This window comes from Mesorhizobium silamurunense (assembly GCF_014843905.1).
GTDB classification, from domain to species: domain Bacteria; phylum Pseudomonadota; class Alphaproteobacteria; order Rhizobiales; family Rhizobiaceae; genus Mesorhizobium; species Mesorhizobium silamurunense.
The window spans coordinates 82,361-106,560 of the sequence record NZ_LPVS01000017.1 but is presented as its reverse complement, the minus strand read 5'-3'; the positions used below and the strand labels follow the sequence as shown (position 1 = coordinate 106,560).

Sequence of the window (24,200 nt, the reverse complement as noted above, 5' to 3'; positions counted from 1 at the left end):
TTCTCGGCTCAGTTGCGGCCCTGATCGCAGTTTCCGGTGCTCGCGCCGCCGACGCGGTGACGGTCGCCGACCCGGAACCCGCTGAATACGTCAAGATCTGCGACGTCTACGGCGCCGGCTACTTCTACATCCCCGGCACCGAGACCTGCCTGCGCATCGGCGGCTATGTCCGTTATGACATCGGCGCTGGCGACACGGGATCGTATGACCGCGCCAGAACCTCGGATGCGAGGAATGGCATGGATCAAGGTACATGGCGAAACAACACACGCTTTACCTTCAAAACTTGGACCCGCCAAGAGACCGAACTCGGTATGTTGAAGACCTATACCGAAACCAGCATGAACTTCGGTAACCGCAACACTTCGGGTCCCGGCAGTCCTCAGAACTATTCCTTCAACAGAGGCCTCACGTTGACTTCCGCTTGGATTCAGGTTGGTGGCCTCCGAGTTGGTAAGGACTGGTCGGCATTCGACACATATATTGGCTACGCCGGGAACGTCCTCAATCAAATTCTTGTTCCGTACGGCAACTTCGATACAAACGTGGTTCAATACTACTTTGACGCCAGTAACGGCTTTTCGGCTGTGGTTTCACTCGAAGAAGGCTCGGGCGTAGTCGGCACTATCGACAGCTATGTACCGCACGTAGTCGGCGGCGTGAAATACACACAAGGCTGGGGCGCGATCACTGGCGTTGTCGCTTATGACAGCAACTACGAATCGGTGGCCGGCAAGGTCCGCGTCGATATCAACGTCACCAACGAACTGTCGCTGTTCGGAATGTTCGGCCACGGCTCCAATGGCAAGCTCAACGATGACGCCACTGACGCAATCGACGCTCATGGTCGCGGCTTCTACAAAACCTGGGGCGGCAATTGGGCTTTCTGGGCCGGCGCTACTTACAAGTTCAACGAGAAAACTTCGTTTAATCTTCAGATCTCGGGTGATCAGCTCAAGAACTATGGTGTGGCTGCAAACGTCGCCTATACGGTCGTTCCAGGTTTCACGCTCACAGCCGAAGTCGACTATGACGACTACGGCAACTTCGGCGTCGACATGGTCGACCCTTCCAAGTTGAACTGGACTGACGCCGACAAGAAGAACAGCGTCGGCGGCATCCTCCGTTTCCAACACTCATTCTAACGGAATGAAAAGCTGCATCTCGGTGGTCCGATTGAGATGCCCGCTTTACGCAATTCATCCGCGGTCCGAAAGACACTCTCATGCTGAGGACATGATCTTCAATCGTGAAGCGCGATATCTCGGCCACAATCCGTTGGGAGCATTGATGGTGGTTGCCTTACTGACCTCGACGACACTTGGCCGTACCGGCTCGCTACAAACGACTGACGCCTTTTGGGCCATCGAATGGGTCGGAGCATGAGGCGCTTGCCAATCTCATGCTGGCTCTGGTCGCGCTTCATATCGGCGGTGTCCTGGGGAGCTTCTGAGTGCGGCCAAAGCAAACGTCTGAAATTCGCAATGCACCGACACAGGAGCCTTGTTCGTGCCAGCCTTCTCTTCGGCCCGATGGCACTCGCCCTGAGCTTGTTGCTGCTGCTACCGCCCTCCGAAAGGGACAATGATGCTCGCCCGTCACTTCACCATCATCTACGTCTTCGTGTGTTCGCGTTCGCGATCAAGTTTTCCGCGCTGGTTGAAACCTCTCAGCGGAACAAGCGCATGCCGGAGCCAATCTCGTTTCAGCTCGGTCGATGAGATTCTCGGCGTTTCCGTCGCACCACAGCGTCCGGCTAAAACAATGTGTTCTCAAAGCGGGTGTGAGTTTTGCTGAAGGGTAAGACAAGGGCGCTCGTCTGGGTCCTGGGGATCCCCCCGGTGGTGTTCGCCATCGCGTCCGCGACCGGCTCTTTCGAACGCAAAACGCGCGATCCCGTCCTCACGGAACCTGTGGTGCTCGGGTCGGTCGAGGAGACCGTTCTTGCGAACGGCGTTTTGGAACCTGCCCGTATGGTCAGCGTTGGCGCCCAAGTATCGGGCCGATTGAAGGCGCTGCATGTCGTGCTCGGTCAAACGATCAAGGCTGGCGACTTGATCGCCGAAATCGATGCTACGCAACAGCAAAACGAACTGCGCATTGCCGATGCCAACCTCGCCAATGTCAAGGCACAGCGCAAGGAAAGCGGAATAGAGCTGGAACAGGCCGAATTGGTCTTCCGGAGACAGAAGACGCTGAGTGGGCAGAAGGCAGCATCGGCCGCCGAACTGGCGGACGCGCAAGCGAAGTTTTTGGCGCTGGAGGCCAAAGTCGAGTCATTTGAAACGCAGATCGCTGAGAAGACGGTCGGCGTTGAGAATGCTCGCGCAAAGCTCGACTACACGAAGGTCAGCGCGCCCATGGACGGCGTCGTTGTTGCAGTGGTGACCAAAGTCGGTCAGACGTTGAACTCAACACAGGCCGTGCCGACGATTGTGAAAGGCCCTGAAGCCTGCTCAACGCACAGCAGCAATGCACTCGTGATCGTGCATAATGGAAAGATCCTCCGGGCGTACCGGGAGCCTTCGAAGTTTCCGTATCTGTCAGCCGGGAAGGGGGCGCCGGTCTCAGCTTACTCGCTGCTGCGCCGGCGTAGACACGAGGAAGGCGTACCCAGCGAGATCGACGAAACGGACGCCGGTGTCTGGTTGAGCGTGCAGCGTGGACGAACTGCACCCCAGCTATACGAGCAGGTCCTCACGCAGCGGGACGGGTTCGCGATGATCATGCTGTCGATAGAGCCTTCGTCAGAAGAAGACGAGGACCCGGAAGACGAATTGAACTTCATCAAGGCCCTGTAGGGGCGGTAGGATGGGTCATAGCCGCCCTTGGCCATCGGATAGAGGTAGAGATCGGCTATTTGCATCATAGGCGTGGCCTTGGTCCTGCCACGGGGCTCACCGCGGACGATGTCCCTAAACTCTTGTGCGGTCAACGAGTCATAGCTGGCTGAATTGGCGCCGTCGAAAGGCGTGCCCTGCGTCTTCAGAATACGCGTATAGGCCACCAGGTCGCGGTCTTCGGCTTTGCCGGCCCGCTCAAAGAACACGCGCAGCTTGCGGTCCTGGCTGCAGGCGTATTTGGCGGCGCGTTCGATCAGAATGCAGTAGGCGGTCTTGCACATGAACCAGAGCTGATCCTGATAGCGGTCCCGGTAGCGGGCCACATACCCCGGTCGGTCGATTACGGCTGCAATGCCGATGACCGGCAACGATAGCAGCATCCGTTCCAGGTCGCTCAAAAACTCATAGGCGGCCTCCGGCTTCTTCAGCCGGCCGAAGTCGCCACGCCCACCCCTGATGGCCCAGGAGTGCAACGGATAGTCTATGCCATGCTGCTGGCAAAAGGACTTGTGAAGGCGGTAGAGCTCGTCGACGTGCTCCTCATTGATGAGGATCCCGCCAAGGGCGAAATAGTCCATCTCGTCACGGCGCTTCTCTTTCGGCTCTCAGTCTGGTTCCCTGCTGCCGCTGTCGTCTATGTAGAGGTGGATCTCGCGGTCTGTCACAGGCACGGGAAGCCAGCAAGAAGGCGAAGGAGGGTGAAAAAGCCCATCGCGTATGGCTGGCTGAGCAGCTCCACGACAAGATCCTGTTCCTGGCCAACACGGGTCTTCGGCCAGACGAAGCCAACTGGCTTGAGTACCGGGACGTGGAGATCGTGAAGGACAAGGCAAGCGGTCAGAAGATCCTTGAAATCCAGGTGCGCGGCAAGCGCGGGGTAGGGTACTGCAAAAGCACCTCAGGCGCCGTGTTCCCCTTTGAGCGGATGGTGACCCGCAACAAGCCGAAGCCGACCGACAAACTGTTCCCGGTTGACCACAAGAAGCAGTTCAACGGCATTCTCGACAAGATCGGGCTGAAGCTCGACCGCGAGGGCAACCGGCGCACGCTCTACTCGCTGCGCCACAGCTACATCAGCTTCCGGCTGCTTGAAGGCGCCGATATCTACCAGGTCGCCAAAAACTGCCGCACGAGCGTCGAAATGATCGAGAAGCACTATGCCGTGCACCTCAAGAACCGTCTCGATGCGGCCGCCATCAACGTTCGCAAGGCCAGGCCTAAGCAGCCAAAGGCTGAGACCCTCGACCTGTTTGAGAATTGAGAGCGAGCGGGGTGGGGAAAGAATTGGAGATTTCATTTCAAAAGGAGCTTGGCCGATGAAAGAAACTTTTGCGAGGCGGTGGATGCCTTTGCGCCGAAGCCGGGCAAGCGCGGTCCCTAAGAGAACCCGGCCCTAAGTCCGCTTGAACGTGACACTGGGTTGCGCGATTGTCGCCCGCAAGTGCCACGGGTGAACGATGAAGCGCAAGGACAAAGCCGCGCCTTTCGTGCCGACAGAAATCCATGTCAGCACGGTCGAGGATGACAAGGGAACGGTAGGTATCCTCTCGATCCAGACCACGGAAGGCTTGTTGGATATCGCGCTTGATGAGTACGCAGCCGACGCCATCTTGAAGGCCGTCAGCTCCATCAAGGCGAAACTAAACCCGACATAAAAGAATGCCCGGTCGCAATCCGGGCAAGAGAGGTCAGGGAACAAGGCCACTTGGGAGGGTCGGCCCTTGGCTAATCTGCCGTATCAGTATGACGGGTAGATGAAGTCTTGTGCGGCCATATCTGCTTGTCGCCGAGCATTAGCCGGTAGTTCTGATCCAGGCTTGGAATGAGGGTCAACGCCTCCTTTGCCGAATAGAAAGTCGCCAACGCGGTCGCTGCGCCGTTCTCTAAGCGCTCCAGGCGGTAGGCTTCCTGATACGAGCTGTTTTCGTCCACTCAATGTTCCCCCAAAGCAGAAATATTAGAAAATTCTCATGAAACTTTAATGAGACCGGAGCTTGCATCGGCACCTTAAGGGCCCGCCGGCGGGGTTTGACTCGCAGACAAACGGCAGCAACCTGGGGCACCCTCGATAGATCGCTACTTGCTGATGTCTGCGGTTGCGTCAAGGGGCGGTTTTCAGCCCGCAAATGTCAAACTGAGACACTGGCCTGAGCGGACCCGCCTTGCATGACCGGCGGGATTTTGTACCAATGCGTACAGCGCACCTACGCATCGCCCCAACGTGTACGCATTGGGTAAAGGGGGGATGCATGCTCGGTTTTCTAACCGGTTGCGAGATCGAAACCGGAGAAAACCGGCAGGTGCGCTGGGGGACACCCCCCGTCCCCCGTCCGTGCCGTGGAGAGGCTTGTGGCCATCTTTCACCTGAACGTGAAAAACATCAGCCGGAGTGAGGGGCGTTCCATCGTGGCGGCAGCCGCGTATCGGGCGGGGGAGGTGTGGAACGCCCGGCTTCCAGTGGACAGCTAAGATAACGATCGTTCAGAGTGGGGACCGTATCCGCGTGCGCCTCGGGGTCGTTTTCCCAAAGGCGGACCATATTGCGAATCTCGTCCGGAGTCTTATTGCACTCTTTGCTCTTCATGTGGGCATAGATGTTGCGCATCTCAGTCTAGCGATCGATCTTTCCTCTTTAGGGGGCGTCGCCTTGAAGCTGGAGGGCTGTGGTTGTTATCCAAGGACATCAGCGCACCTAAGGACTTGGGGTTCAGCAGCTTGGTGTTGAACAGGACGTTCCCTACCTCACCCGGTGTAGCGCGGTGCGTCGCCCAGAGCCAGGATTTGTTGATAACAGTTATCACGTCGTGCTATATAAGGAACCAAGGAGGTGCATTATGCCCAGCAGTGCGAATCTCGGACACCACCTGGAGCAGTACGTGTCCGATTTGTTGAAAACCGGCCGCTACCAATCCCGCAGCGAGGTTCTGCGCGAAGGAGTACGGCTGGTTGAGGAACGCGAAAAGCGACTTGCCGCCTTGGATGCGGCAATTGCCAGGGGGCTTGCCGACGCCGACGCTGGCCGAGTGACGCCGCTGGAAACGGTAGCGAAGCGTTTGCGCCATAAGTACCAGCAAATGGCGAAAGAATCTGGTGCGTGAACATCGTCATAACGGATGAGGCCCTAACCGACCTCGAACACATCGGCGACTTCATCGCCAAGGATAATCCCAGCCGCGCTGACAGTTTCGTCGCCGAACTGGTGGATCACTGTTTCAAGCTGGCCGACATGCCCCGCGCATTCCCGCTCGTGCCACGGTATGAGCACACCGGTGTGCGCCGTTTGCCGCACGGAAATTATCTTATTTTCTACCATATCGGCACCGATCGTATTGATATCCTGCACATCCTGAACGGGGCGCAGGATTATGAGGCTATCCTGTTTCCTTCCGAATAGCGCATGGAGGGGAAGCGATAGGTAGGGAAACCGTCAGCTAGCCGCCGGGCGATCTTAGATCTTGCTCTCTCGGCGTGTTTTGCCTCTAGCCGGTCAAACACCTCGTCCGCAGAAACGCTACGGCGTGCATCGTCGTCTGCCTCCCCCACTCCGGCTTTGAGCCCTGTTCCAATGCTGGAGAGAGAAAGGCTCCTTCTCCGGCCGCGATTTTCTCGGCCACGAAATTTCCAGAACGGTCCATTTTCTCGCTCATCAGTCCGGATACTCCTGGTGGCATAGGCGGCGCCGGATATTTCCCAATCATAGCATTCCAATACGCACAGGAGCCCTCATTGATAATACCGGGAGGAGCATGCCAGCAATCCAATTATATTACGCGTTCCAGGTCCGGTCTTCACCCGCGGTTCGGCCTTCCGGGGGCCATCGGTGAAATCCTTGTCTGTGGCGTAGACGGCCGTGGGAAGCGCAAAGGCCTCGAAGAACCCGAACAGTGGCCTGAGCTGATGCTCGACGATAAGCGCATGGCGCTCGCCGCCTCCGGTCGCCGTCAGGAGAACCGGCTCGCCCTTCAGCGCAGTCGGATCGATGAGGTCGAAGAAATGCTTGAACAGTCCGGTATAGCTGCCCTTGTAGGTCGGCGAGCCGACGACGAGTACGTCCGCGGCGATGACCTGCGCCAGGATCGCCTGCGCCTTTGCGTCAAGGTCGCGCGCCCATCTGGCGCTGCCGAGCGACGGTCCGACATCGTCGATGTCATAGGTGCGTCCCGACAGACCATGCAGGTTGGCGATGTCCTGGACGACGAGGTCGACGAAGGCGCGTGTCTTCGATGGGCGGGTGATGTTACCGGAAAAGCCGACGACAGAAGGATTTGACATGGGACAGACTCCGGGGGTGGCTCCAGGATTGAGAGACAGGCGGCCCTGCCGGGCCACCGCATGGTGAAACGAGGCCGACGGCCCTCGGCGAACTGCGATCAGCTCCAGGCGTGCAGCGGCGGCTTTTCGCCGTTGAGGAAGTACTTGCCGAGGATCGCGTATTTCCAGCGCACCGGATCGTGCAGCGTATGGGTCCGCGCATTGCGCCAATGCCGGTCGAGATTGTGCTCGGCAAGCGTCGAACGCGTGCCGGCCAATTCGAACAGTCTGTTGGTCGCGGCAATGGCGATCTCGGTCGACAGGATCTTCGATTCCGCCGTCACGATCTGCGCATATGCGACGGTTTCCGCCGATGGCTCGGCGACCGCCTTATCGATTGCGAGGCCGGCCTTTTCCAGCAGCGCCTGCGCGGCGTGGAGACGCAGCGTCAGGTCGCCGATGGCATGGATCGTGTAGGGATCGTCCCAGGCATTGTCGATACGCCGCTGTCGATCCAGGAACGGCTCTTGGTCCTGATGAAATTGACCGTCTCGTCGATCACCGCCTGCGCGATGCCGGTGTCGACCGCCACCTGGATGATCTGGACGATCGCGCCGTCGGCGGTCGGCTTGTCGTAGCCCTTGTAGCCGGGCGCCAGATGCGTCTTCGGCACCTTGACGTGCGCAGTCGGCGAAGGTACTCGGGCCCGAACTTCTTCCCCCAGCGGCGGATCGTTTCATATGAGACGACGATGCCGCGCTCCAGCAGCATTTCCACCCGACATAGTCAGCGCGATCTACAGGCTGTTCAAGAACTCCAGCAGATTGTCGTCGGGCCGGAATCGGGATGACTTACCGGAATAGGGGGACGTCTTTGCCAACGCCGCCTCCTTCATCGCCAACGTCGCCTCGAGATAGATCTGTGTGGTCTCGACGGATTCATGGCCGAGCCACAGAGCGATGACGGCGCGATCGACGCCCGCCTGCAGGAGGTCCATGGCCATCGTGTGCCTCAAACGATGAACAGTGACGCGCTTTCCATTCAGCGACGGGCAAATGGCAGAAGCGGTCTGGCGGTGTTTGTTCAGCATATACTGAACGCCATGAACGCTCAGCCGCTCACCTCTGGCGCTGGGAAACAGGATACTCTCTTCTCCGCGCTGAGGCTCTTTCAGCCAGCTTCTCAAGACTGCGGTCGTAGACTTGGCGAACGGGGTGCAGCGTTCCTTGCGCCCTTTGCCAATGACGCGCAGGTGGGCGCCCGTGCCGAAGAACAGATCGTCGCGCTTGAGACCAGTGATCTCCGATAGCCGCAATCCGGTCTGCACGGCGACCAGCAGGAACGCGTGATCGCGTCGCCCGGACCAGGTCGATCGATCCGGTGCGGCCAGCAAGGCATCGACCTCAGGGCGGGTCAGGAAATTAACGAGGGTTCGAGTGAAGCGCTTACTGGGGATTGCAAGCACGCGTTGGATTTGGGCGGAATGCTCGGGTGCCTCGAAGGCCGCGTAGCGAAAGAAGGAATGAATCGCCGTGAGGCGCAGGTTGCGGCTGCGTACGCTGATACCCTGATGGTTCTCCAGGTCATCAAGGAAGGCAACGATCAACGGCGCATCGACTTCCGCGAAGCTCAATCGAGACGGCGGCTTATGCAATGTTCGTTCCGCGAACTTCAGCAACTGCCGAAATGTATCGCGATAGGAACTGATCGTATGGGGGGTTGCCTGCCGCTGTTGCATCAGGCGTTGGGTGAAAAAGCGCTCCAAAAGTGGCGCCAGGCTGGCATGCTCATGTCCGATCCTCCCAGCGGCGCTCAAGACGGCGCATTGCTTCTTTCATCAACTCGGGTGAACCGGTGAGGTACCATTGGGTATCGGCCACGTGGACATGACCGAGATAGGTGGACAAAATGGGCAGGAGCCGCTCGGGATCTTGCTCGGCTTCGTACCAACGCACCAGTGTGTTCGTCGCAAACACATGGCGCATGTCATGCAGACGCGGGCCATGGCTGTCGGTTGCACCGCGCAGGCCGATCTGGCGAGACAGAGTATAGAATGTTCGATGAATGTCTCCCACATCAAGGCGGTTGCCCAACCGGGAAGTGAACAAATAAGGAGACGCCGCCTGGGCCGCGCAATGCTGTCGGCGGCGTTTTGTATAATCCTGGAGCACTGCGCACGTTGATGCGTGCATCGGCACAAGACGGGACTTTCCGAACTTCGTACCGCGGATCGTCAGCACAGCGGCATCGAAATCGATGTCCGAAAGTTTGAGGTTACGGGCTTCGCCGAGGCGCAGGCCGGAAACGCTCAGTAATCCGAACAGCAATAATATGTCCATGGCCTGAGCTTGCAGCGAGTATATCGGCACGGCATCTCAAGCGCTGCGGACAAGAGGCGCTGGATGTCTTCCTTTGAATAGAGATAAGGCCGAGCTCGCTTCGGGCGAAAGGGTAGCAAACCGTCCGGGGGAATCTGGGTTCGCGGATCAGCGGCAACTCGATGACGGGCGAATACGCGGACATACCCCAGCCGTCTCGCCCAATGCGAAGGCTGCGCGTGCGACGGTCGCTGAGCCCAGGCAAGGGCCAGTTCCGTCGTGACATATGGCGTATCATGGGCCTCCAGGAACGCGGCTAAATCGATCAATCCCCGTTCTGTCTCTCGCAGCTTGAACCCCAGCCCTCGCCGCATCTCGATGTACTCCTGAACAGCCTGTCGGAGTGTGCTCATTGGGCTTCTCCCGGCCATGGCAAAGCCAGCGTTCGCAACGCGTCGAGATCGACCTTGGCGTAGATCGCTGTTGTCTGCAGATGACGGTGTCCCAGAACTTCACCGATCTCACCCAGCGAGGCACCGCCACGGAGCATCTCTGAGGCAAGGCCGTGTCGGAACTGGTGCGTTCCCTTTGTGGGAGATTCGATGCCGGCCCTCTTCAGTGAGCGTCGGATGATCGATCCGAGTCCACTCGGCCCTTGAACCCGCGGATCGGGGCCTTGTCGCGCAAGAAGACGCGACGGTCGGCATTGCGTGGGCGCGCCTTCCGCAGGTAGTCGGAAATCGCCTCGCCAACGTCCGCTGGCAACGGAAGGTCGTTGCGTTGACCGTTCTTGCCACGCACACGGATCTGCCCGGCGACCCAATCGATGTCGTCGAGTTCGAGCGACACTACCTCACTCGATCGCAATCCCAACCTCGCCAATGCGAGGATCATCGCGTAGTCGCGGCACCCGACGGGCGTATCGCGGTCAATGCTGGCGAGTAAGCGAGTTACCTCGTCGCGGCCGATCGCATGAGGAATAGATGAAAGCGACCAGTTGGCTACGATCGGGACCGCTGCCGCCAGGTCTGACGTGATGTCCCCACGAAACCGCACATAGGAGAGAAACGACCGCAGTGCGGTGGTTATGATCTTGGCGCGTCGCATGTTGAGACGCGAAATCGCTTTTTGCACGAAATCGGTCACGTCGACGGCACGCAATTGTGCGAGCGAGACTTCACCATCAGTGAAGCGGAAGTTGAGAAAATCCCGGACAACTGGCCGGTAATTTATGATCGTTTGACCAGAACCGCGCGTGATGCAAATACCGCTCATATGCCTGCACATGTTGTTCTACCGGCGATGGGTTGTGGTCGGCCTCAATCGCTTCGGCGATTGCGTTCTGGCTTCGCAGAAAAGCCAGTAGATGTCGAAGAGCGGCGGTATCTCCAAGCTTTGGCCGCTGCGCTCGGTCCAGCAAATAACGCCCAGGATGGTCTCCACTTATGTCGCTTAGCTCAATCCCCTTTTGCCCGAGCCACTTGCTGAAGCCTGCGGCCAGCAGCACCTGGTTCCTCATGAAAACAAGACCGTAGCCTCGATCACCGAGCCATTCGGCAAACGGAACGATATAACTCGCCACCGGGCCCTCTGGTGGCCGCGACAACGCCAAATCATCATTGATGAAACACTTCATTGTTTGCTCCCATTCCAAGCTGGATTGCCGGAAGGGCTACAAACTATCTCTACATGTTATCGCATAAACCCTTGGAATCGTGGGCAGAACTCTAGCTACCCGACATAGTCGGGCGGGGTAGATAGTGGCGCAAGACATGCGGAGTGACGTGCTTGTCGGCGATGGACGGTTGCTTCAGCGCCGCGGTGGCCACGTGCTTGGCGAGGACATATTCGAATCCGGAGCGGGTCATCGCGCGTCCTGCGGCATTGAGGAAGAGCTCGGCATCGCCACTCGCCGGGCGGACCGCTAGCCAGGCCTTCAGCGCCGTCGTGGTCTCCTTCCACAAGGGCAGCACACGCTCGCGGCGTCCTTTGCCCATCACGTGGATGCTGGCAACCGTCTGGCGGTCGATTTGGTCGATGCGGAGACTGACGAGTTCGGAGACGCGCAACCCCGCGGCGAAGGCTAGATGCAGCATCGCTCGATCGCGGATGCCGGGCACCCGACGGGGGTCCGGCGCATCGAGCAGAGCCTGCATCTCGACGCGGCTGAGATGGCTGACGAGCGCCTCATCGACCTTCTTCATTGGGATCGCCCTGACCCGGCGCGCCTGATCCAGACAGGACGGGAGCCGGTACTCGAGGAAGCGGAAGAAGGCTTTGATGGCGGCCAGACGGGCGTTCCGGGTGCGCGCCGAGTTGCCGCGTTCGTCCTCGATGTGCTCCAGGAAGGTCAGGAGGAGCGGTGGATCGAGCTGTTCGATCTCGATGCCGGACGGGGTGGTCCCCAGTCGGGCAGCCGCGAAGCACAGCAGCAGTTGAAAGCTGTAGGCGTAGGCCTCGCAAGTGTGCCGGCTCGCCCGCCGCTCGCGCGGCAGATGCTCTCGTAGGAAGGTGGCGAGATGAGGAGCCAGCGCGGTCATGTGCCGGCTCCTTGATGCAAGGCCTCGCCGGCCGCCGCGATCTGCCCCATCAGGATCGGCGTTGCATGCAGATACCAGTACGTGTCGGTGACGTGGGCGTGGCCGAGGTAGGTGCTGAGCGCGACGACATGGCGACCGACAGCATCGTGATCATGCCGGCATTGCTCAAGAGAGCGCACGGCGAAGGTGTGCCGCAGATCGTGAATGCGGGGTCCCGGTTGACCGGGTTCCCCTCTCAGGCCGGCCGATCGTGCAAGGCGGAGGAAGACGGCGATTACGGTATTATAGGATGGCGGCGTGCCTGTATTGGAGACGAACAATGCGCTGTCCAAGGTTCCGACCCGTCGGCGCGCCGACAATTACCGGTCCAAGGCGTCCCATGTCGTGAGGTGGAGTGGCAGCATGCGGCTCTTTTGGAACTTAGTTTGCCGGATGATCAGGCCGTCGGCGGCTACGTCATCGAGTTGAAGAGCGAGGGCTTCGGAAATGCGCATTCCGGTGACGGCAAGCAAGCCGAAGAGGGTCTCGTACATGAGCGGTCTGATCGAGGTAGATGGCTTGAGGCAGGTCGCCGCACGCATCAGCGCGGCGATCTCGTCCGCCGTGTAGATGTGAGGAATCCGCCGCTCGAACAGGCTGCGGCCCAAGGCGTCGGCGGCCGGGATCTCATGGCGCCGATCCTCGGCAGCGACTGCCTGCGCAAAACGGCGAACCATCAGCAGCCGATTACGCCGTTGCTGTGGGGAGGGTGCGAGCGTCGCCCATTCGAGCACGCGAGCAACTTGAACGTACTCATCGCCATGAGCCTCGGCGAAAGCGGTGAAGCTCTTCAGCAGTGTGTGCTGGACGCGGAACTTGAAGCCCATTATCCGCTGCAGTTCCGCATGTCGTGCGAGGTCCTGGCTCAGCATGACGCGCTCCCCGGCCAAGGCTGGGCGATATGAAGCAGCATATTGATGTCGACCTTCGCGTAATGGGCGGTCGTGTCGACCGATCGATGGCGAAGCACGGTTCCGATCGTGTCTAGCGTGGCGCCGGCCCGCAGCATGCCAGTCGCTGCGGGATGCCGGAGCAGATTGGTGCCTCGGGAAGGAGCGTCGTTGATGCCCGCCCTCTCAAGCGCGAGTCTGACGATGCTTGAGACGCTTGAGCTCGCCAGTGGCTGATGCGGTGCAGCGGTCCGCAGGAAAATCTGCTCGCAGGCGGCATCTGGACGCGCTTCTTGCAGGTAGTCGATGATCGCGTCGCCGGCGGCCTGGGGCAGCGGAAGCCGGATCTCGCGGCGTCCTTTGCCGCGGACACGTAAGGTTCCCTCCCGCCAGTTGATGTCGTCGAGGCGCATGTCCCGAACGTCACCCGCACGTAGGCCTAGACGCGCGAGCAGCAGTAGGATCGCACGGTCGCGGATGCCCCGCGGCGTCGTGACATCGCACGATGCGATCACCCGATCTACTTCCGCGGTAGAGATGTAGCGCGGCAATGATAGTCGCCATTGCGGGACCGCCGGGATGGCCTGATCAAGGCCTGGTTGGCATAAGCCTCGGGCAGAGAGATATTTAAGGTAGCCCCTCAGCGCCATCGTCATCGTCTTGAGGTAGGCCCGCGAGCTTCGTTGGGCCTCGTCCAGCGATATCGGAATCCATGTTCGTGCCGGCGGTGGTGACGGCGGCGCCTCCGAAGCCTGCGGCGAAGCATCCGCCACAGCCAAGGAAGCGGGAGCCGGCTCGAGACACTGGTGTGATCGAGCTCGAGATCGACGGCATCGCAATGCGGGTGGGTCGTGGGGCGGATTCGAAGACGGTTGCAGCGGTGATCCGTGCGCTGAGGGCAACGTCGTGATCGGGCCAGCGGGAGCGGTCAAGGTCATGGTGGCGACGAAGCCGGTCGACTTCCGCAATTATGTGGAGCGCAGGATTATGCTGAGTCCGCAGCGGCTCGAGCGACTTCTTCCTTCTGTTACAATATTTTAGCCTACCAGGAGGCTTCTTCACTCGACATAATTGTTCTCGTCTCTCGGCGTTCTTTGACCTCAAGAGGGAGACCAGACGTGCCAAAGTCGAACGAAGTTCTGCCGGAATGTTCACAACTGATGGACTCGGGCGCCATGCGTCCGTTTGTGGAAGCATTCACGAGACGATTGTCGATCCTGGGATATGCCCGCCTGACGGTGTCAGGCTACCAGGACTCGGCGCGTCATTTCGGTCAGTGGTTGCGCAGCACGAAGATCGGCGTCGCTGAAGTTGATGACGATGTCGTTCGCCGCTTTGCGCGGCATCGATGCCGCTGTCCCGGCATCCGCCGAGCCGATTATCTTTCCGCCAAATACGTGAACCGAGCGCGGCGGTTCGTGGGCTTTCTGGTGGAATGCGGGGTGGTGGCGCCGTTGAGGGAGGATACGTCGCGCGCCCATGACGACCAGGTCCTTGCATTCCAAACCTGGCTGAGACGGCACCGGGGGATTTCCGAACGCACCATCTGCCGCCATGGCCGTATGGTCATGCGGCTGCTTCCCGCTCTCGGTCGTGATCCAAAGCTGTACGATGCCGGTCTCATTCGGCAAGTGACCCATCGGCCGGCGAGCGGCCCGACGCCAGGTGAACAATTGCTGCGGGGAAAGTCCATACCGGCGTGCCACAGCACAAACCGTCTCGCCCGCCTCGTAGCTCTCCGCCACTATCCGGGCCTTCTCCTCCCGCGGCCACTCACGTCGCCGACCCGAACCAGTGAAGATCTCCAGCCGACGGACCGGCTCCTCGTCCCTGGACTTAAGCGTAAACTCTGAAATCGTCATATGTGGAAGCCCTCAAAGGCATCGAACATCGTCCCTTACATCCACAAGCGAAAGGTGCCGCCGCGACAGCGCTTACACCTCAACAATCGATCGAGCAGGACCATCGGCGCATCAAGTGTCGTGTACGGCCCATGCTCGGTTTTAATCACGCGCCAGCGCGATCGGCACGCTGGACGGGTTCGAGATGATCCAAATGATGCAAAGACGACAGGCGAGGATCTGACGATCCGCAAGCTGCATGAAGGGAAGGTTGGAGGAGCGGTGGGTGCCGTTCGCACCAGCCTGAAACCGCCGGCTCAGAGCATCCTCAGCAGCGCGCCACCTATCGAATATCCCGCGCCAAAGGCGCAGATCAAGCCGAAATCGCCGGGCTTCATGTCGGCGTGGTTCTCCGACAGCGCGACGATGGCACCGGCGCCCGCCGTATTGCCCAGCCGCTCCAGGACCATCGGTGCGCGGTCGTGGTCGACCTCGTGGCCGAACGACAGTTTCAGGATCATGGCGTTCATGCGCGCATTGGCCTGATGCAGCCAGAAGCGCCTGATCGCCTGCGGCGTCAGCCCGTGCTCGGCCAGGAATTCGACGATGAATTTCTGGCCGGCGACGGTGACTTCCTTGAACACCTTGTTGCCGACCTGCTTGATCAGATTGCCTTCCAGATTGATCATGTAGGGATCATCCTGGGCGGTGCGGGTTTGGTAGCCGAGATTGGTACGGATGTTGTTCGACATCTGCGTCCACAGCCGCGTGTCCAGCACCTCGAAGCGCCCCGGCCGTTTGTCGCCCTGGGCAAGCCCCTCCACAACCATCGACACCGAGGCGTCGCCGAAGATGAAATGCGTCTGCCGGTCGCGAAAATTGAGATGGCCGGTGATGATTTCCGGCGTGGTCACCAGAATGCGCATGTGTGCGCCCGAGCGCACCAGATTGACCGCCATGTGAAGCGCGGCCGCCGCGGACGAACAGCCAAGTCCCATGTCGAAGCCGGCGCCCTTGGTGCCCAGCGCTTCCTGCATTTCGATGGCGATCGCCGGATAGGGCCGCTGGTGGTGAGAGGCCGAGCAGATGATCAGGTCGATCTGGGACGGTTCAAGTCCGGCATGGTCGAGCGCCTTCCTGGCCGAGGCGATGCCGAACTCGGCCTCCAGCGACAGCGCATCGTCGGGTCGCGCGGGAATGCGCGGCGTCATGCGGGTCGGGTCGAGAATGCCTTCGCGCTTGATGACATGACGGGATTTCACGCCCGAGGCGTGGACGATGAAGTCACTGTCCGATTTCGGCAACGGCGGCTCGCCGGTCTCCTGGCGACGCGCATTCTCCATGTCGACCCAGGCATTGAAGCTGGCGACCAGTTCTTCATTGGTGATCTTGGCTTCAGGGATTTCAACGCCGATGCCGCTGATGATGACGCGATGCATTTTCAATCCGTCGCACACGCAGGCGCTGCGGCTCTCACGCGGGCGCCGAATTCGCGCGCCGGCCGCGTTCGCTCATCCTCGAATTTGACATAGAGGGCGGCGGACCAGTCAGCCATGTCAGCTCCCACAATCATTCGACGGTGACCGATTTTGCGAGATTGCGCGGCTGGTCGACATCTGTGCCCATGAACGAGCGCCGTGTGGTAGGCAAGAAGCTGTATCGGCAGCGAGAAAATTATCGGCGCGACTATCTCGTCGACTGCCGGCAGCCCCCGCAGCCGCCAATTCGTCCTTCAACTCGGCGAAATTCTCGATAATGCCGTTATGGACGACACCATCGCTAAAGTGCGGGTGCGCGTTGCGTTCAGTCGGTGCCCCATGGGTCGCCCAGCACGTGTGGGCGATGCCGATGGTGCCGCTCAGCGGCTCCTTCAGCCTCGCCTCGAGATTGACGAGCTTGCCCTCGGCGCGCCCGCAGTGCAAGGCGCCCTCGGTGATCGTCGCAACGCCGGCTGAATCATAGCCGCGATATTCGAGACGCGTCAACGCATCGACCAACCGCTCCGACACAGGCTGTTGCCCAACGATGCCAACAATCCCGCACATGCTCGTCTCCGAATCTCCCGGCAGCTTAGGCCGACCGGAAGGACACCCGCCCGGGTTTCCGTTCAGAGCCTACTAGGGGAGTTCGGTATGACTGGTAAAATCGATTATTGGCATAACTGTCATCCACCCAGTGGATGGGGCTAGGACGCGTTTGGGCTACGTCCGCGATCATCCGGCGACAAGACAGCTCATCTCGGCGATACGGGCCTCCTGAACGATCCGCGACGCGACCCCTCACACTGATTGCGCAGATTGGCCCTCAATGTTTAATCATCGAAGACGCTGCCCCAGAAGCGCAAGATCGGAGGGATTGAAGACGCCGGATTGCTCAGCATTTCGACGAAATCGGCATGACACCCCCTTCTTTGCAGGCTCCGTCGAGCACATCGATAGTTGGGCGCCATTGCAAGGTCCAGGCTGGAAACAGGAGCCGGAAGGTGTCGCGATAGGAAGCGATGGTGTTGGAGCTTACGCCTCGATGTCGCATGAGCCGATCGGTGAACCACCGCTCGATCAGCACGGCAAGATCGTTCGGCGCACTCATGATTGGTAGCTCGTCCGATATCCCTCATGCGTAGTGCCACCGGGCAGACGGATGCGGGAAGGGCGTATCACTGGATCGACCTCGATCGCGGTGACTTGAGAGACCTTAGCCATTAGACCGCCAGGACCGCGTGTTTCGCGCGTGAAGGATGCCGCTGAGCCTGTCGACGCTCGCCGACCAGGTTGGCGCGGCCACATTCGCGCTCGTACCCATCCATCGTCGGATCGAGCCTCATGTCCTCCTCGCCGACCGATGGCACGGCGATATAAACTTGCCGGTCCTCGCCAAGGGCGAGACCGATACGGGCAGGCTGCGGGTCTATGTCCGCGTTCGTCGGTGTCGATCCGCCCGCCGGGCTGTTTCATTATTCGCGCGACCGGCGTGGCGAACATCCACGGGCGCATCTTGGCACCTGGTCCGGGATCCTGCAGGCCGACGCCTATGGCGGCTATGGCGAACGCTACGATCGATGGGGCCGGTACTCGAAGCAGGTTGCGCATGCGCGCCGCAAATTGTTCGAGATCGCCGGGAGCCAAGCTTTGCCACAATCGCCTAAAAGAGGATCATGCGTGTACCGGGGCAATCTTACGTTAAGGTCGGATTGTAGAGGGATATACTTGCCACAGAAAGCGGCTTGTTCCGCCGTTCCGGCTCCGGTTTCGCCTCTGCGCTTTCAAGGCGCGCCAGAAGCCGGGCCCGCTCTCCGGCGGCCTTTTCGGTGCTCGCCTGCCTGACATGGCCGTAGCCGCGAATGAGCGCCGGCACCGAGGCCAGCGCGGCGGCGGCCTCGATCCTGCCAGGCGCGAGGGCAGCAGCGACAAGCTCGAGATCGGCCTCGTATTGGGCAAGAAACTGCCGCTCCATGCGCCTTTCCGCGCTGTAGCCGAACGGGTCGAAAGCGGTACCGCGCAGGCCTTTCATCGCCGAAAGCAGGCGGAACCCGTTCATCATCCACGGGCCGAAGTTCGATTTCCTCGGCTTGCCGTCCTTGCCGCGCCGGCCCATGATCGGCGGCGCCAGGTGGAATTCGAGTTTTTCGTAGCTTTGGAACTGTTTTGAGAGTTCTGCGGCGAAGGAGCCGTCGGTGTAAAGCCGCGCCACCTCATACTCGTCCTTGATCGCCATCAGCTTGAACAGGTTCCTTGCGGCGGCCTCGGTCACCGCGGTCGAACCGGGCACGGCCCTGGCTTCGGCAGCGCGCAGTTCGGCGATCCTGTCGGCAAAGCGCTTGCCATAGGCGGCGTTCTGATAGGCGCTCAGGAAGGCGACGCGGCGGGCAATGATGTCGTCCAGCGTCTCGGCGATCGCGTTTGCCGCCTTGCCCGGCTGGGCGATGAGACCGCGCACGAAATCTGGCTGATGGGCGGCGCGGCGGCCCCAGCGGAAGGCGGCGATGTTCATCGCCACCGCTTGGCCGTTGAGTTCGATCGCCTTCTCGACCGCCTCGGCCGACAGCGGCAGCCCGCCATGCTGGAAGGCAAAGCCAAGCATGAACATGTTGGCGCCAAGCGAGTTGCCGAACAAGGCGGTTGCGGTGCGGGTGGCATCGAAGAAATGCGCCCTGTCGTCACCGGCGGCGGAGCGAATGGCCTTTTTCAGCCGTTCGATGGGCAGCGAGAAGTCGGCCGAGCGTGCGAATTCGCCCGGCATGATCTCGGCGGTGTTGGCGAGGAAGATGGTGTGACCCTCGCGCACCGCCGCCAGCACCTTCTGGGCGCCGGAGACGACGAGGTCGCAGCCGAGCACCAGATCGGCCTTTCCGGCCGAAACCCGGATGGCGTGGATATCGTCCGGTGTGCGCGCGATGCGGACATGGGTGAACACCGAGCCGCCCTTCTGGGCCAGCCCGGCCATGTCGATCATGCCGCAGCCCTTGTCCTCGAGATGGGCCGCCATGCCGAGCACCGCGCCGATGGTGACGACTCCGGTGCCGCCGACACCGTCGATGATCGCCGCCCAGCCTTGATCGCCGAGCGGGAATTCGGCCGGCGCCGGCACGCCGTCGAGCGGATCGGACTTGCCGGCGGTGCCCTCGGCCTTCCTGATCCTGGCACCATGCACGGTGACGAAGGACGGACAGAAGCCGTTGACGCAGGAGAAATCCTTGTTGCAGCTCGACTGGTCGATCCGGCGCTTGCGGCCGAATTCGGTCTCGACCGGCTGGATCGAGACGCAATTCGACTGCACACCGCAATCGCCGCAGCCCTCGCAGACCAGCTCGTTGATGAAGACGCGCTTGTCGGGATCGGGGAAGGTGCCGCGCTTGCGGCGGCGGCGCTTTTCTGCGGCACAGGTCTGGTCGTAGAGCAGCACGGAGATGCCTTTGACAGCGCGCAATTCGCGCTGGACGAGGTCGAGGTCGTCGCGGTGATGGATGGTGACGCCGGCCGGGAACTCCGCTTTTCCGGCATATTTGCCCGGCTCATCGGTAACGACAGCGATGCGCTCGACGCCCTCGGCGCGCACCTGCCTGGCGATCATGTCGACGGTCAGGCCGCCCTCATGCGGCTGGCCGCCGGTCATGGCGACGGCGTCGTTGTAGAGGATCTTGTAGGTGATGTTGGCGTCGGTCGACAGCGCGAAGCGGATCGCCAGCGCACCGGAGTGGTTGTAGGTGCCGTCGCCGAGATTCTGGAAGATGTGGTCGCGTTTGGAGAACGGCGCCTGGCCGATCCATTGCGCGCCCTCGCCACCCATGGCGGTGAAGCCGACGGTGTTGCGGTCCATCCATAGCGCCATGAAGTGGCAGCCGATGCCGGCAGCGGCCAGCGAGCCGTCCGGCACCTTGGTCGAGGAATTGTGCGGGCAGCCGGAGCAGAAGAACGGCGTGCGCGAGGCGATGTCCGACGTGTCGGCGAGCACCGCCTGGAACTGGCGTAATTTCGCCACCCGTGCGGCGATCTCCTCCGACGGACCGATGGTGCGCAGGATCCGCTCGCCGAGCGCAATCGCGATCTCGTTCGGGTCGAGCGCACCCTTGGCCGGGAACAGCCAGTCGCCGCGTTCGTCCTTCTTGCCGACGATGACCGGCTGCGTGGCGGTGCCGTAGAGGTTTTCGCGCAGCTGCACCTCGATCAGCGAACGCTTCTCCTCGACCACGACGATGGTGTCGAGGCCGCGGGCGAACTCGGCGATATGCTGGAGGTCGATCGGCCATGGGCAGCCGACCTTGAACAGCCTGATGCCGATGCGGTTGGCGGCAGCCTCGTCGATGCCGATATCCTCCAGCGCCTGGCGCACGTCGAGATAGCTCTTGCCGATGGTGATGACGCCGAGCTTCGGCCTGCGGCCGCCCGAATAGACGATCCGGTTCAGCCCGTTGGCGTGGATGAAGGCGGACGCGGCGGCGCGTTTATACTCATGCAGCCGCTCTTCCTGGCCCAGCATGTCGATCTCGTGGCGGATGTTGAGGCCGCCGGGCGGCATCTCGAACTCCGGCACGACGAAGTTCAATCGCTCGAGCGAGGCATCGACCGAGGCCGTCGATTCGATGTTGTCCTTGACGCATTTGATCGCCGCCCAGGTGCCGGCGAAACGTGACATGGCAAAGCCGTACAGACCGTAATCGATGATCTCCTGGACGCCGGCCGGATTGAGGATCGGCACCATGGTATCGACGAACAGGAACTCGGTGGCGTGCGCGTTGCTGGATGATTCCGCCATGTGGTCGTCGCCCATCAGGGCGAGCACACCGCCATACCTGGACGATCCGGCGAGATTGGCGTGGCGAAAAACGTCGCCGGAGCGGTCGACGCCCGGACCCTTGCCGTACCAGATCGAAAAAACGCCGTCATATTTGCCTTCGCCGAGCAGTTCCGTCTGCTGCGTGCCCCAGCAAGCGGTGGCTGCAAGCTCCTCGTTGAGGCCGGGCTGGAAGACGATGTCCGCCTGGGCGAGCTGCTTTTTCGCCTTCCACAGCTGCATGTCGAGACCGCCGAGCGGCGAGCCGCGATAGCCCGAAACGAAGCCGGCCGTGTTGAGGCCAGCGCGGCGATCGCGCTCGCGCTGCATGAGGAGCATACGCACGACCGCCTGCGCGCCCGACAGGAAGATGCGCTCCTTGGAAAGGTCGAATTTGTCGTCGAGCGCAACGTCATGAAGCGTCATCTGCAATTCCTTCGACGCGACAGCTCAAATCGGGCGTCCGCTTCAGGCAAGTTTTGGCCGGAGTGTTGCGCGCACCTGCGCCGCTCGCCCTCTTTGCGATACTTGAGGTGCGGGGCCGGCAACTCGTGCAGTTCGCGGCATTCGCTGTTTGGCTCAAGACCAGAGAGGCTCAACTGCCAGCATCCGGACCAACGACCCGCTGGCCTCCAGATTTGGGAGGTATGACTCATGGTGTCACCACAAGCGGCACTTTACTGCGAGCCCCCGACAATATCGCGTGTCGAGCAGCCCGTGTCGACCGGTCCTCCACCGCGGCAAGCGGAGGTGGGTGGCCGCTAAGCCCTCCGGTCAACAGGGACTTGCAGAACGCAGGGGTGAGCTTGCCGCGGTGGATTACGACGTTCTCGTGACCGATCGCAGCGCGGGCGTCTTGCCACTGCCGATTGTGGCCGCGCTGTTCATTGGATTTGACGTGGCAAGCGGCGAAGTCGGCGTCATTCAGCGTCGCCAACTGCCCCGCATGTACCGACTCCTTCGTATGGATGTGCACCCACATCGGTTGCGGCATTGCACCATTGCGTAGCGCCTTGGGCTGCAGCCGGATCTCGAACAGCGTCCCTGGCTCCCCGTTCAACGGATGCGGTGGATCCGCAGGCGTCAACTCCTTGGCCTGCCGCAAGTGTTCAAGGTACTTCTGCGACGGAAATGCGTAGGTCTTCATGCACTCCATCGTAATCTTGGCCTTTTGCTCTTTCAAAGACTTCGCCAGTCCCTGCGCCTCCGACAACATCACCTTAAGCCGGACTGTTTTGTCGTGCACTTCGGGCATTTGCGCAGGCGTGAGTAGGCCGCGTCGAAGAGGCTCCGCCAACGCGGCCAGACAGGCCTGCATCTCGGCGGCCTGGGTCTGCAGTCGCTCGACCACGGTGTCCACGACGTGTACGGCGTTCTCGGGTTTCATCTGGCGCGCTTGCGAGACAGACTCTTGCTGACCAGCCAGATCGAACTGCAGGAGTTCGGCCAACCTAGCCAGTCGTGGCGTCAGCATCTTCTCCGACGGCGGGCCTGCCAAATTGCCAAGGGTGCGCCCGCCGACGACGCTCTCGCATGCGCCTTCTCAGCGCTCACGAACGTCTTTGTACCCAGATCCGAGCGCACGAGAACCTTGGCTGCTGGCGCCGTGTCGCCGTCGTTTGCGGCGACTTGCGGCTCCGGCCGCCCGGCCGCCGAACTCCCGACGCCAGCGGCCGGCTTGTTCTTGCCTTTCCCTGTCTTGCCTGCTGCAGTGCCTTGGGCCCCTGCAGCCTCGCCGGCAGTGTCGGTCGATATCGCAGCGCCAGCGTCGGCCGGCGGTGCAATGATGGCTTTGGTCTGCAGTTGTTGTGCCAAGGTTTCGGCGATTGTGGCCGCGCCGGCAGTGCCGGCCGGTGTTGCAGCACCAGCGGCTGCCGACGATGCAATGATAGCTGTCGACTTCGGCTGCAGTTCCAGGAAGTGCATGACCTCGTGCGCAGTGATCCATGCGTCGTTCACGATCTGGCCCAACAGTTCCAATGGGAGGCCGGCACCTGTTCGGTCATCCTGCAACGCCAATCCAAATTCCGAAAGCCGCTCAATGACTCCTTCCAGCACGGCGCAATAATCTGCGTCGAGTGGGCGCCCTTCGCTGGACATCACAGCGTCGCCCGTCGAGTGGAATGCCGGAAAAACGTCGCTGATGAAGGTCCTCAGCAGACGCACCTTCCGGTCCTCACCTATGAGGATTTCCCTCACGGCTGCTTCCGATGTCCTCGCCAGTGGCTCAATCTTGAGCTGCGCGAGAGCGACCCGCGATTGCAGCGTCATGACCTTCAAATTCGCTGCCCAGCCGGTGTGCAGGCGCAGTACGAATCATAGCCTCGATATTCCAGACGCTTCAACGCGTCGACCAACCGGTCCGACACCGGTTGTTGCCCAACGATGCCAACAATCCCGCACATGTTCGTCTCCGCATTCATCCCGGCAGCTTCAGTCCACGCAGTATCGAGGAGGGACACCCACCCGGCCCATTCAGGATCTTGTAACGTATTCGGTAATATTGGTACAATTGATTATAAGGATAGCTACCATCCACCCTATGGATAGACCAAGGGCCCTGACTGCCGATGATGTAATCGTTGGCTTCGAGCGCGGGGACGATGCTCGTCGTTTCCTCGATGCGATGCGCGCGAGGCTTTAGGAGTTTGCGCTGTCGCTCCATCCGGACAAAACCCGCCTGATCGAGTTTGGTCGCCGTGCGGCGGTCGACCGCAAACGGCGCGGGCTCAGCAAACGTGATCGGGACTGGTCGGCAAGTCCGTGAAAACGACAACGACGTTTTTGCCGTCGAGATCCTTTCCGGGGTGGCTGTTGATGATATGCTGATGTCTAAGAGATTCAAACATGCGCCCGATTCCCAAGATGCTTAGTCTAGATAGTTGAATCTAATTGTCGAATAGTTGAATGGCAACAGGAGTTGGCTATGGCAAAACTTCCGAAGTTCGAGCTCGTCCACGACAAGAAGAAAGACGATTGGGTCTTGCGCCAGGAAGGCGCAGACAGAGCAACTCGCAGGTTTGACACCAAGGAAGCGGCCACCAAGGGTGGTGTGCTCGAATCGGCAATTGGGAAGGGCGGCGGCTCCGTCCGTATCAAGAAGCTTGACGGCACAATTCAAGAGGAACGAACGTTCCCACGAAGTGCTGACCCCAACGAGACTCCAGGCTAAAAAGCGCCGCCTATTGCCACCGGGCGTTTCGATGTC

The 24,200-nt window shown here is 60.7% G+C and carries 20 protein-coding genes and 10 pseudogenes; 10 read left to right on the top strand and 20 right to left on the bottom strand.

All coding sequences use genetic code 11. The features are described 5' to 3' along the window. Both AU465_RS04510 and AU465_RS04505 read left to right on the top strand, forming a co-directional pair. The coding region (locus AU465_RS04510; protein ID WP_192244389.1) for a porin at nucleotides 1-1,145 on the top strand (1,145 nt) is incomplete at its 5' end. 696 nt (nucleotides 1,146-1,841) lie between these two features. After that, nucleotides 1,842-2,801 carry an efflux RND transporter periplasmic adaptor subunit gene (locus AU465_RS04505; RefSeq protein ID WP_312891195.1) on the top strand — a complete coding sequence of 320 codons (960 nt, stop codon included), beginning with the start codon at nucleotides 1,842-1,844 and terminating at the stop codon, nucleotides 2,799-2,801. A gap of 89 nt (nucleotides 2,802-2,890) precedes the next feature. On the opposite strand, the pseudogene AU465_RS37665 reads toward AU465_RS04505, so the two are convergent. Beyond that, nucleotides 2,891-3,421 (bottom strand): annotated as a pseudogene (locus AU465_RS37665) (DUF3800 domain-containing protein); the annotation flags it as partial. On the opposite strand from AU465_RS37665, the gene AU465_RS04500 reads away from it, so the two are divergent. The 3 genes from AU465_RS04500 (at nucleotide 3,332) to AU465_RS04490 (ending at nucleotide 4,498) form a co-directional block, all read left to right on the top strand. Next, nucleotides 3,332-3,664, top strand: a complete 333-nt coding sequence (locus AU465_RS04500; RefSeq protein WP_192244387.1) for a hypothetical protein — start codon at nucleotides 3,332-3,334, stop codon at nucleotides 3,662-3,664. The pseudogene AU465_RS37665 and the gene AU465_RS04500 sit on opposite strands and share 90 nt — an antisense overlap. Next, complete coding sequence (locus AU465_RS04495) at nucleotides 3,652-4,104, top strand: site-specific integrase (RefSeq protein ID WP_246505861.1); 453 nt, start codon at nucleotides 3,652-3,654, stop codon at nucleotides 4,102-4,104. Before AU465_RS04500 ends, AU465_RS04495 begins: the two co-directional genes overlap by 13 nt. Before the next feature lie 196 nt (nucleotides 4,105-4,300). After that, complete coding sequence (locus AU465_RS04490) at nucleotides 4,301-4,498, top strand: hypothetical protein (protein ID WP_192244384.1); 198 nt, start codon at nucleotides 4,301-4,303, stop codon at nucleotides 4,496-4,498. A gap of 70 nt (nucleotides 4,499-4,568) precedes the next feature. Here the strand turns inward: AU465_RS04490 and AU465_RS04485 are convergent, their stop codons facing one another. Further along, nucleotides 4,569-4,775, bottom strand: a complete 207-nt coding sequence (locus AU465_RS04485) for a hypothetical protein (RefSeq protein ID WP_192244382.1) — start codon at nucleotides 4,773-4,775, stop codon at nucleotides 4,569-4,571. Nucleotides 4,776-5,677: 902 nt separating this feature from the next. Between AU465_RS04485 and AU465_RS04480 the strand changes: the two genes are divergently transcribed. Both AU465_RS04480 and AU465_RS04475 read left to right on the top strand, forming a co-directional pair. Next, nucleotides 5,678-5,941, top strand: a complete 264-nt coding sequence (locus tag AU465_RS04480; protein ID WP_192244380.1) for a type II toxin-antitoxin system ParD family antitoxin — start codon at nucleotides 5,678-5,680, stop codon at nucleotides 5,939-5,941. Beyond that, nucleotides 5,938-6,237 (top strand): type II toxin-antitoxin system RelE/ParE family toxin, encoded by a 300-nt coding sequence (locus tag AU465_RS04475; protein ID WP_192244378.1) that lies wholly within the window; start codon nucleotides 5,938-5,940, stop codon nucleotides 6,235-6,237. The genes AU465_RS04480 and AU465_RS04475 overlap by 4 nt, the downstream gene beginning before the upstream one ends. Nucleotides 6,238-6,566: 329 nt before the next feature. Here the strand turns inward: AU465_RS04475 and msuE are convergent, their stop codons facing one another. The 12 genes and pseudogenes from msuE to AU465_RS04430 all read right to left on the bottom strand — a co-directional run bounded on the left by msuE (nucleotide 6,567) and on the right by AU465_RS04430 (nucleotide 14,626). After that, nucleotides 6,567-7,115, bottom strand: a complete 549-nt coding sequence (gene msuE, locus AU465_RS04470) for an FMN reductase (protein ID WP_192244376.1) — start codon at nucleotides 7,113-7,115, stop codon at nucleotides 6,567-6,569. 98 nt (nucleotides 7,116-7,213) lie between these two features. Continuing rightward, nucleotides 7,214-7,776 (bottom strand): annotated as a pseudogene (locus AU465_RS04465) (acyl-CoA dehydrogenase family protein); the annotation flags it as partial. Continuing rightward, nucleotides 7,749-7,868, bottom strand: a pseudogene (locus tag AU465_RS36205) (IS6 family transposase); the annotation flags it as partial. The pseudogenes AU465_RS36205 and AU465_RS04465, both read right to left, overlap by 28 nt. Nucleotides 7,869-7,890: 22 nt before the next feature. After that, a complete protein-coding gene (locus tag AU465_RS04460) occupies nucleotides 7,891-8,910 on the bottom strand; it encodes a site-specific integrase (RefSeq protein WP_281396679.1) in 1,020 nt (339 codons plus the stop codon). Then, nucleotides 8,882-9,463, bottom strand: coding sequence for a tyrosine-type recombinase/integrase (locus tag AU465_RS36200; RefSeq protein ID WP_312891194.1), 582 nt, complete (start codon nucleotides 9,461-9,463; stop codon nucleotides 8,882-8,884). Before AU465_RS36200 ends, AU465_RS04460 begins: the two co-directional genes overlap by 29 nt. A gap of 358 nt (nucleotides 9,464-9,821) precedes the next feature. After that, complete coding sequence (locus tag AU465_RS37070; RefSeq protein ID WP_312891196.1) at nucleotides 9,822-10,016, bottom strand: tyrosine-type recombinase/integrase; 195 nt, start codon at nucleotides 10,014-10,016, stop codon at nucleotides 9,822-9,824. Nucleotides 10,017-10,027: 11 nt separating this feature from the next. Continuing rightward, entirely contained in the window at nucleotides 10,028-10,687 is a 660-nt protein-coding gene (locus AU465_RS37065; RefSeq protein ID WP_281396677.1) for a site-specific integrase, read from the bottom strand. After that, a complete protein-coding gene (locus tag AU465_RS36190) occupies nucleotides 10,596-11,048 on the bottom strand; it encodes a hypothetical protein (RefSeq protein WP_246505860.1) in 453 nt (150 codons plus the stop codon). The genes AU465_RS37065 and AU465_RS36190 overlap by 92 nt, the downstream gene beginning before the upstream one ends. A 91-nt stretch (nucleotides 11,049-11,139) precedes the next feature. Then, on the bottom strand, nucleotides 11,140-11,952 hold the full coding sequence (locus AU465_RS04445; protein WP_246505859.1) for a tyrosine-type recombinase/integrase: 813 nt from the start codon (nucleotides 11,950-11,952) through the stop codon (nucleotides 11,140-11,142). Beyond that, nucleotides 11,949-12,668 (bottom strand): annotated as a pseudogene (locus AU465_RS36185) (tyrosine-type recombinase/integrase). Before AU465_RS36185 ends, AU465_RS04445 begins: the two are co-directional and overlap by 4 nt. A gap of 188 nt (nucleotides 12,669-12,856) precedes the next feature. Continuing rightward, nucleotides 12,857-13,432 carry a tyrosine-type recombinase/integrase gene (locus AU465_RS04435; RefSeq protein ID WP_246505858.1) on the bottom strand — a complete coding sequence of 192 codons (576 nt, stop codon included), beginning with the start codon at nucleotides 13,430-13,432 and terminating at the stop codon, nucleotides 12,857-12,859. A 690-nt stretch (nucleotides 13,433-14,122) separates the two neighbouring features. After that, nucleotides 14,123-14,626, bottom strand: a complete 504-nt coding sequence (locus AU465_RS04430) for a transposase (protein ID WP_376774813.1) — start codon at nucleotides 14,624-14,626, stop codon at nucleotides 14,123-14,125. 200 nt (nucleotides 14,627-14,826) lie between these two features. Here AU465_RS04430 and AU465_RS04425 point away from each other — a divergent pair. Next, nucleotides 14,827-14,966: pseudogene (locus tag AU465_RS04425) on the top strand (DDE-type integrase/transposase/recombinase); the annotation flags it as partial. Nucleotides 14,967-15,039: 73 nt separating this feature from the next. Here the strand turns inward: AU465_RS04425 and AU465_RS04420 are convergent. The 4 genes and pseudogenes from AU465_RS04420 to AU465_RS04405 all read right to left on the bottom strand — a co-directional run. Further along, complete coding sequence (locus tag AU465_RS04420) at nucleotides 15,040-16,161, bottom strand: beta-ketoacyl-ACP synthase III (protein WP_192244372.1); 1,122 nt, start codon at nucleotides 16,159-16,161, stop codon at nucleotides 15,040-15,042. Nucleotides 16,162-16,166: 5 nt separating this feature from the next. After that, nucleotides 16,167-16,277 (bottom strand): annotated as a pseudogene (locus AU465_RS04415) (trans-aconitate 2-methyltransferase); the annotation flags it as partial. A gap of 151 nt (nucleotides 16,278-16,428) precedes the next feature. Continuing rightward, nucleotides 16,429-16,767: pseudogene (locus AU465_RS04410) on the bottom strand (glutamine--fructose-6-phosphate transaminase (isomerizing)); the annotation flags it as partial. 421 nt (nucleotides 16,768-17,188) lie between these two features. Next, nucleotides 17,189-17,311: pseudogene (locus AU465_RS04405) on the bottom strand (integrase); the annotation flags it as partial. A 148-nt stretch (nucleotides 17,312-17,459) separates the two neighbouring features. On the opposite strand from AU465_RS04405, the pseudogene AU465_RS36180 reads away from it, so the two are divergent. Beyond that, a pseudogene (locus AU465_RS36180) lies at nucleotides 17,460-17,865 on the top strand (IS66 family transposase); the annotation flags it as partial. Nucleotides 17,866-17,896: 31 nt separating this feature from the next. Here AU465_RS36180 and AU465_RS04395 read toward each other — a convergent pair. Both AU465_RS04395 and AU465_RS36175 read right to left on the bottom strand, forming a co-directional pair. Further along, the gene (locus tag AU465_RS04395; protein ID WP_312891193.1) at nucleotides 17,897-21,424 is read right to left on the bottom strand and encodes an indolepyruvate ferredoxin oxidoreductase family protein; all 3,528 of its coding nucleotides are present in this window, start codon (nucleotides 21,422-21,424) and stop codon (nucleotides 17,897-17,899) included. A gap of 220 nt (nucleotides 21,425-21,644) precedes the next feature. After that, nucleotides 21,645-23,068, bottom strand: a pseudogene (locus AU465_RS36175) (T3SS effector XopP-like protein); the annotation flags it as partial. An 850-nt stretch (nucleotides 23,069-23,918) separates the two neighbouring features. Here AU465_RS36175 and AU465_RS04385 point away from each other — a divergent pair. After that, nucleotides 23,919-24,164 carry a DUF2188 domain-containing protein gene (locus AU465_RS04385; protein WP_192244370.1) on the top strand — a complete coding sequence of 82 codons (246 nt, stop codon included), beginning with the start codon at nucleotides 23,919-23,921 and terminating at the stop codon, nucleotides 24,162-24,164. Nucleotides 24,165-24,200 lie beyond the last annotated feature (36 nt).

Bases quoted from the DNA above. Each gene is read 5' to 3' on its own strand.
- AU465_RS04500 (WP_192244387.1), top strand. From the start codon at position 3,332: ATGCTGCTGGCAAAAGGACTTGTGAAGGCGGTAGAGCTCGTCGACGTG.
- AU465_RS04490 (WP_192244384.1), top strand. From the start codon at position 4,301: ATGAAGCGCAAGGACAAAGCCGCGCCTTTCGTGCCGACAGAAATCCAT.
- AU465_RS04480 (WP_192244380.1), top strand. From the start codon at position 5,678: ATGCCCAGCAGTGCGAATCTCGGACACCACCTGGAGCAGTACGTGTCC.
- msuE (WP_192244376.1), bottom strand. From the start codon at position 7,115: ATGTCAAATCCTTCTGTCGTCGGCTTTTCCGGTAACATCACCCGCCCA.
- AU465_RS37065 (WP_281396677.1), bottom strand. From the start codon at position 10,687: ATGAGCGGTATTTGCATCACGCGCGGTTCTGGTCAAACGATCATAAAT.
- AU465_RS36190 (WP_246505860.1), bottom strand. From the start codon at position 11,048: ATGAAGTGTTTCATCAATGATGATTTGGCGTTGTCGCGGCCACCAGAG.
- AU465_RS04445 (WP_246505859.1), bottom strand. From the start codon at position 11,952: ATGACCGCGCTGGCTCCTCATCTCGCCACCTTCCTACGAGAGCATCTG.
- AU465_RS04420 (WP_192244372.1), bottom strand. From the start codon at position 16,161: ATGCATCGCGTCATCATCAGCGGCATCGGCGTTGAAATCCCTGAAGCC.
- AU465_RS04385 (WP_192244370.1), top strand. From the start codon at position 23,919: ATGGCAAAACTTCCGAAGTTCGAGCTCGTCCACGACAAGAAGAAAGAC.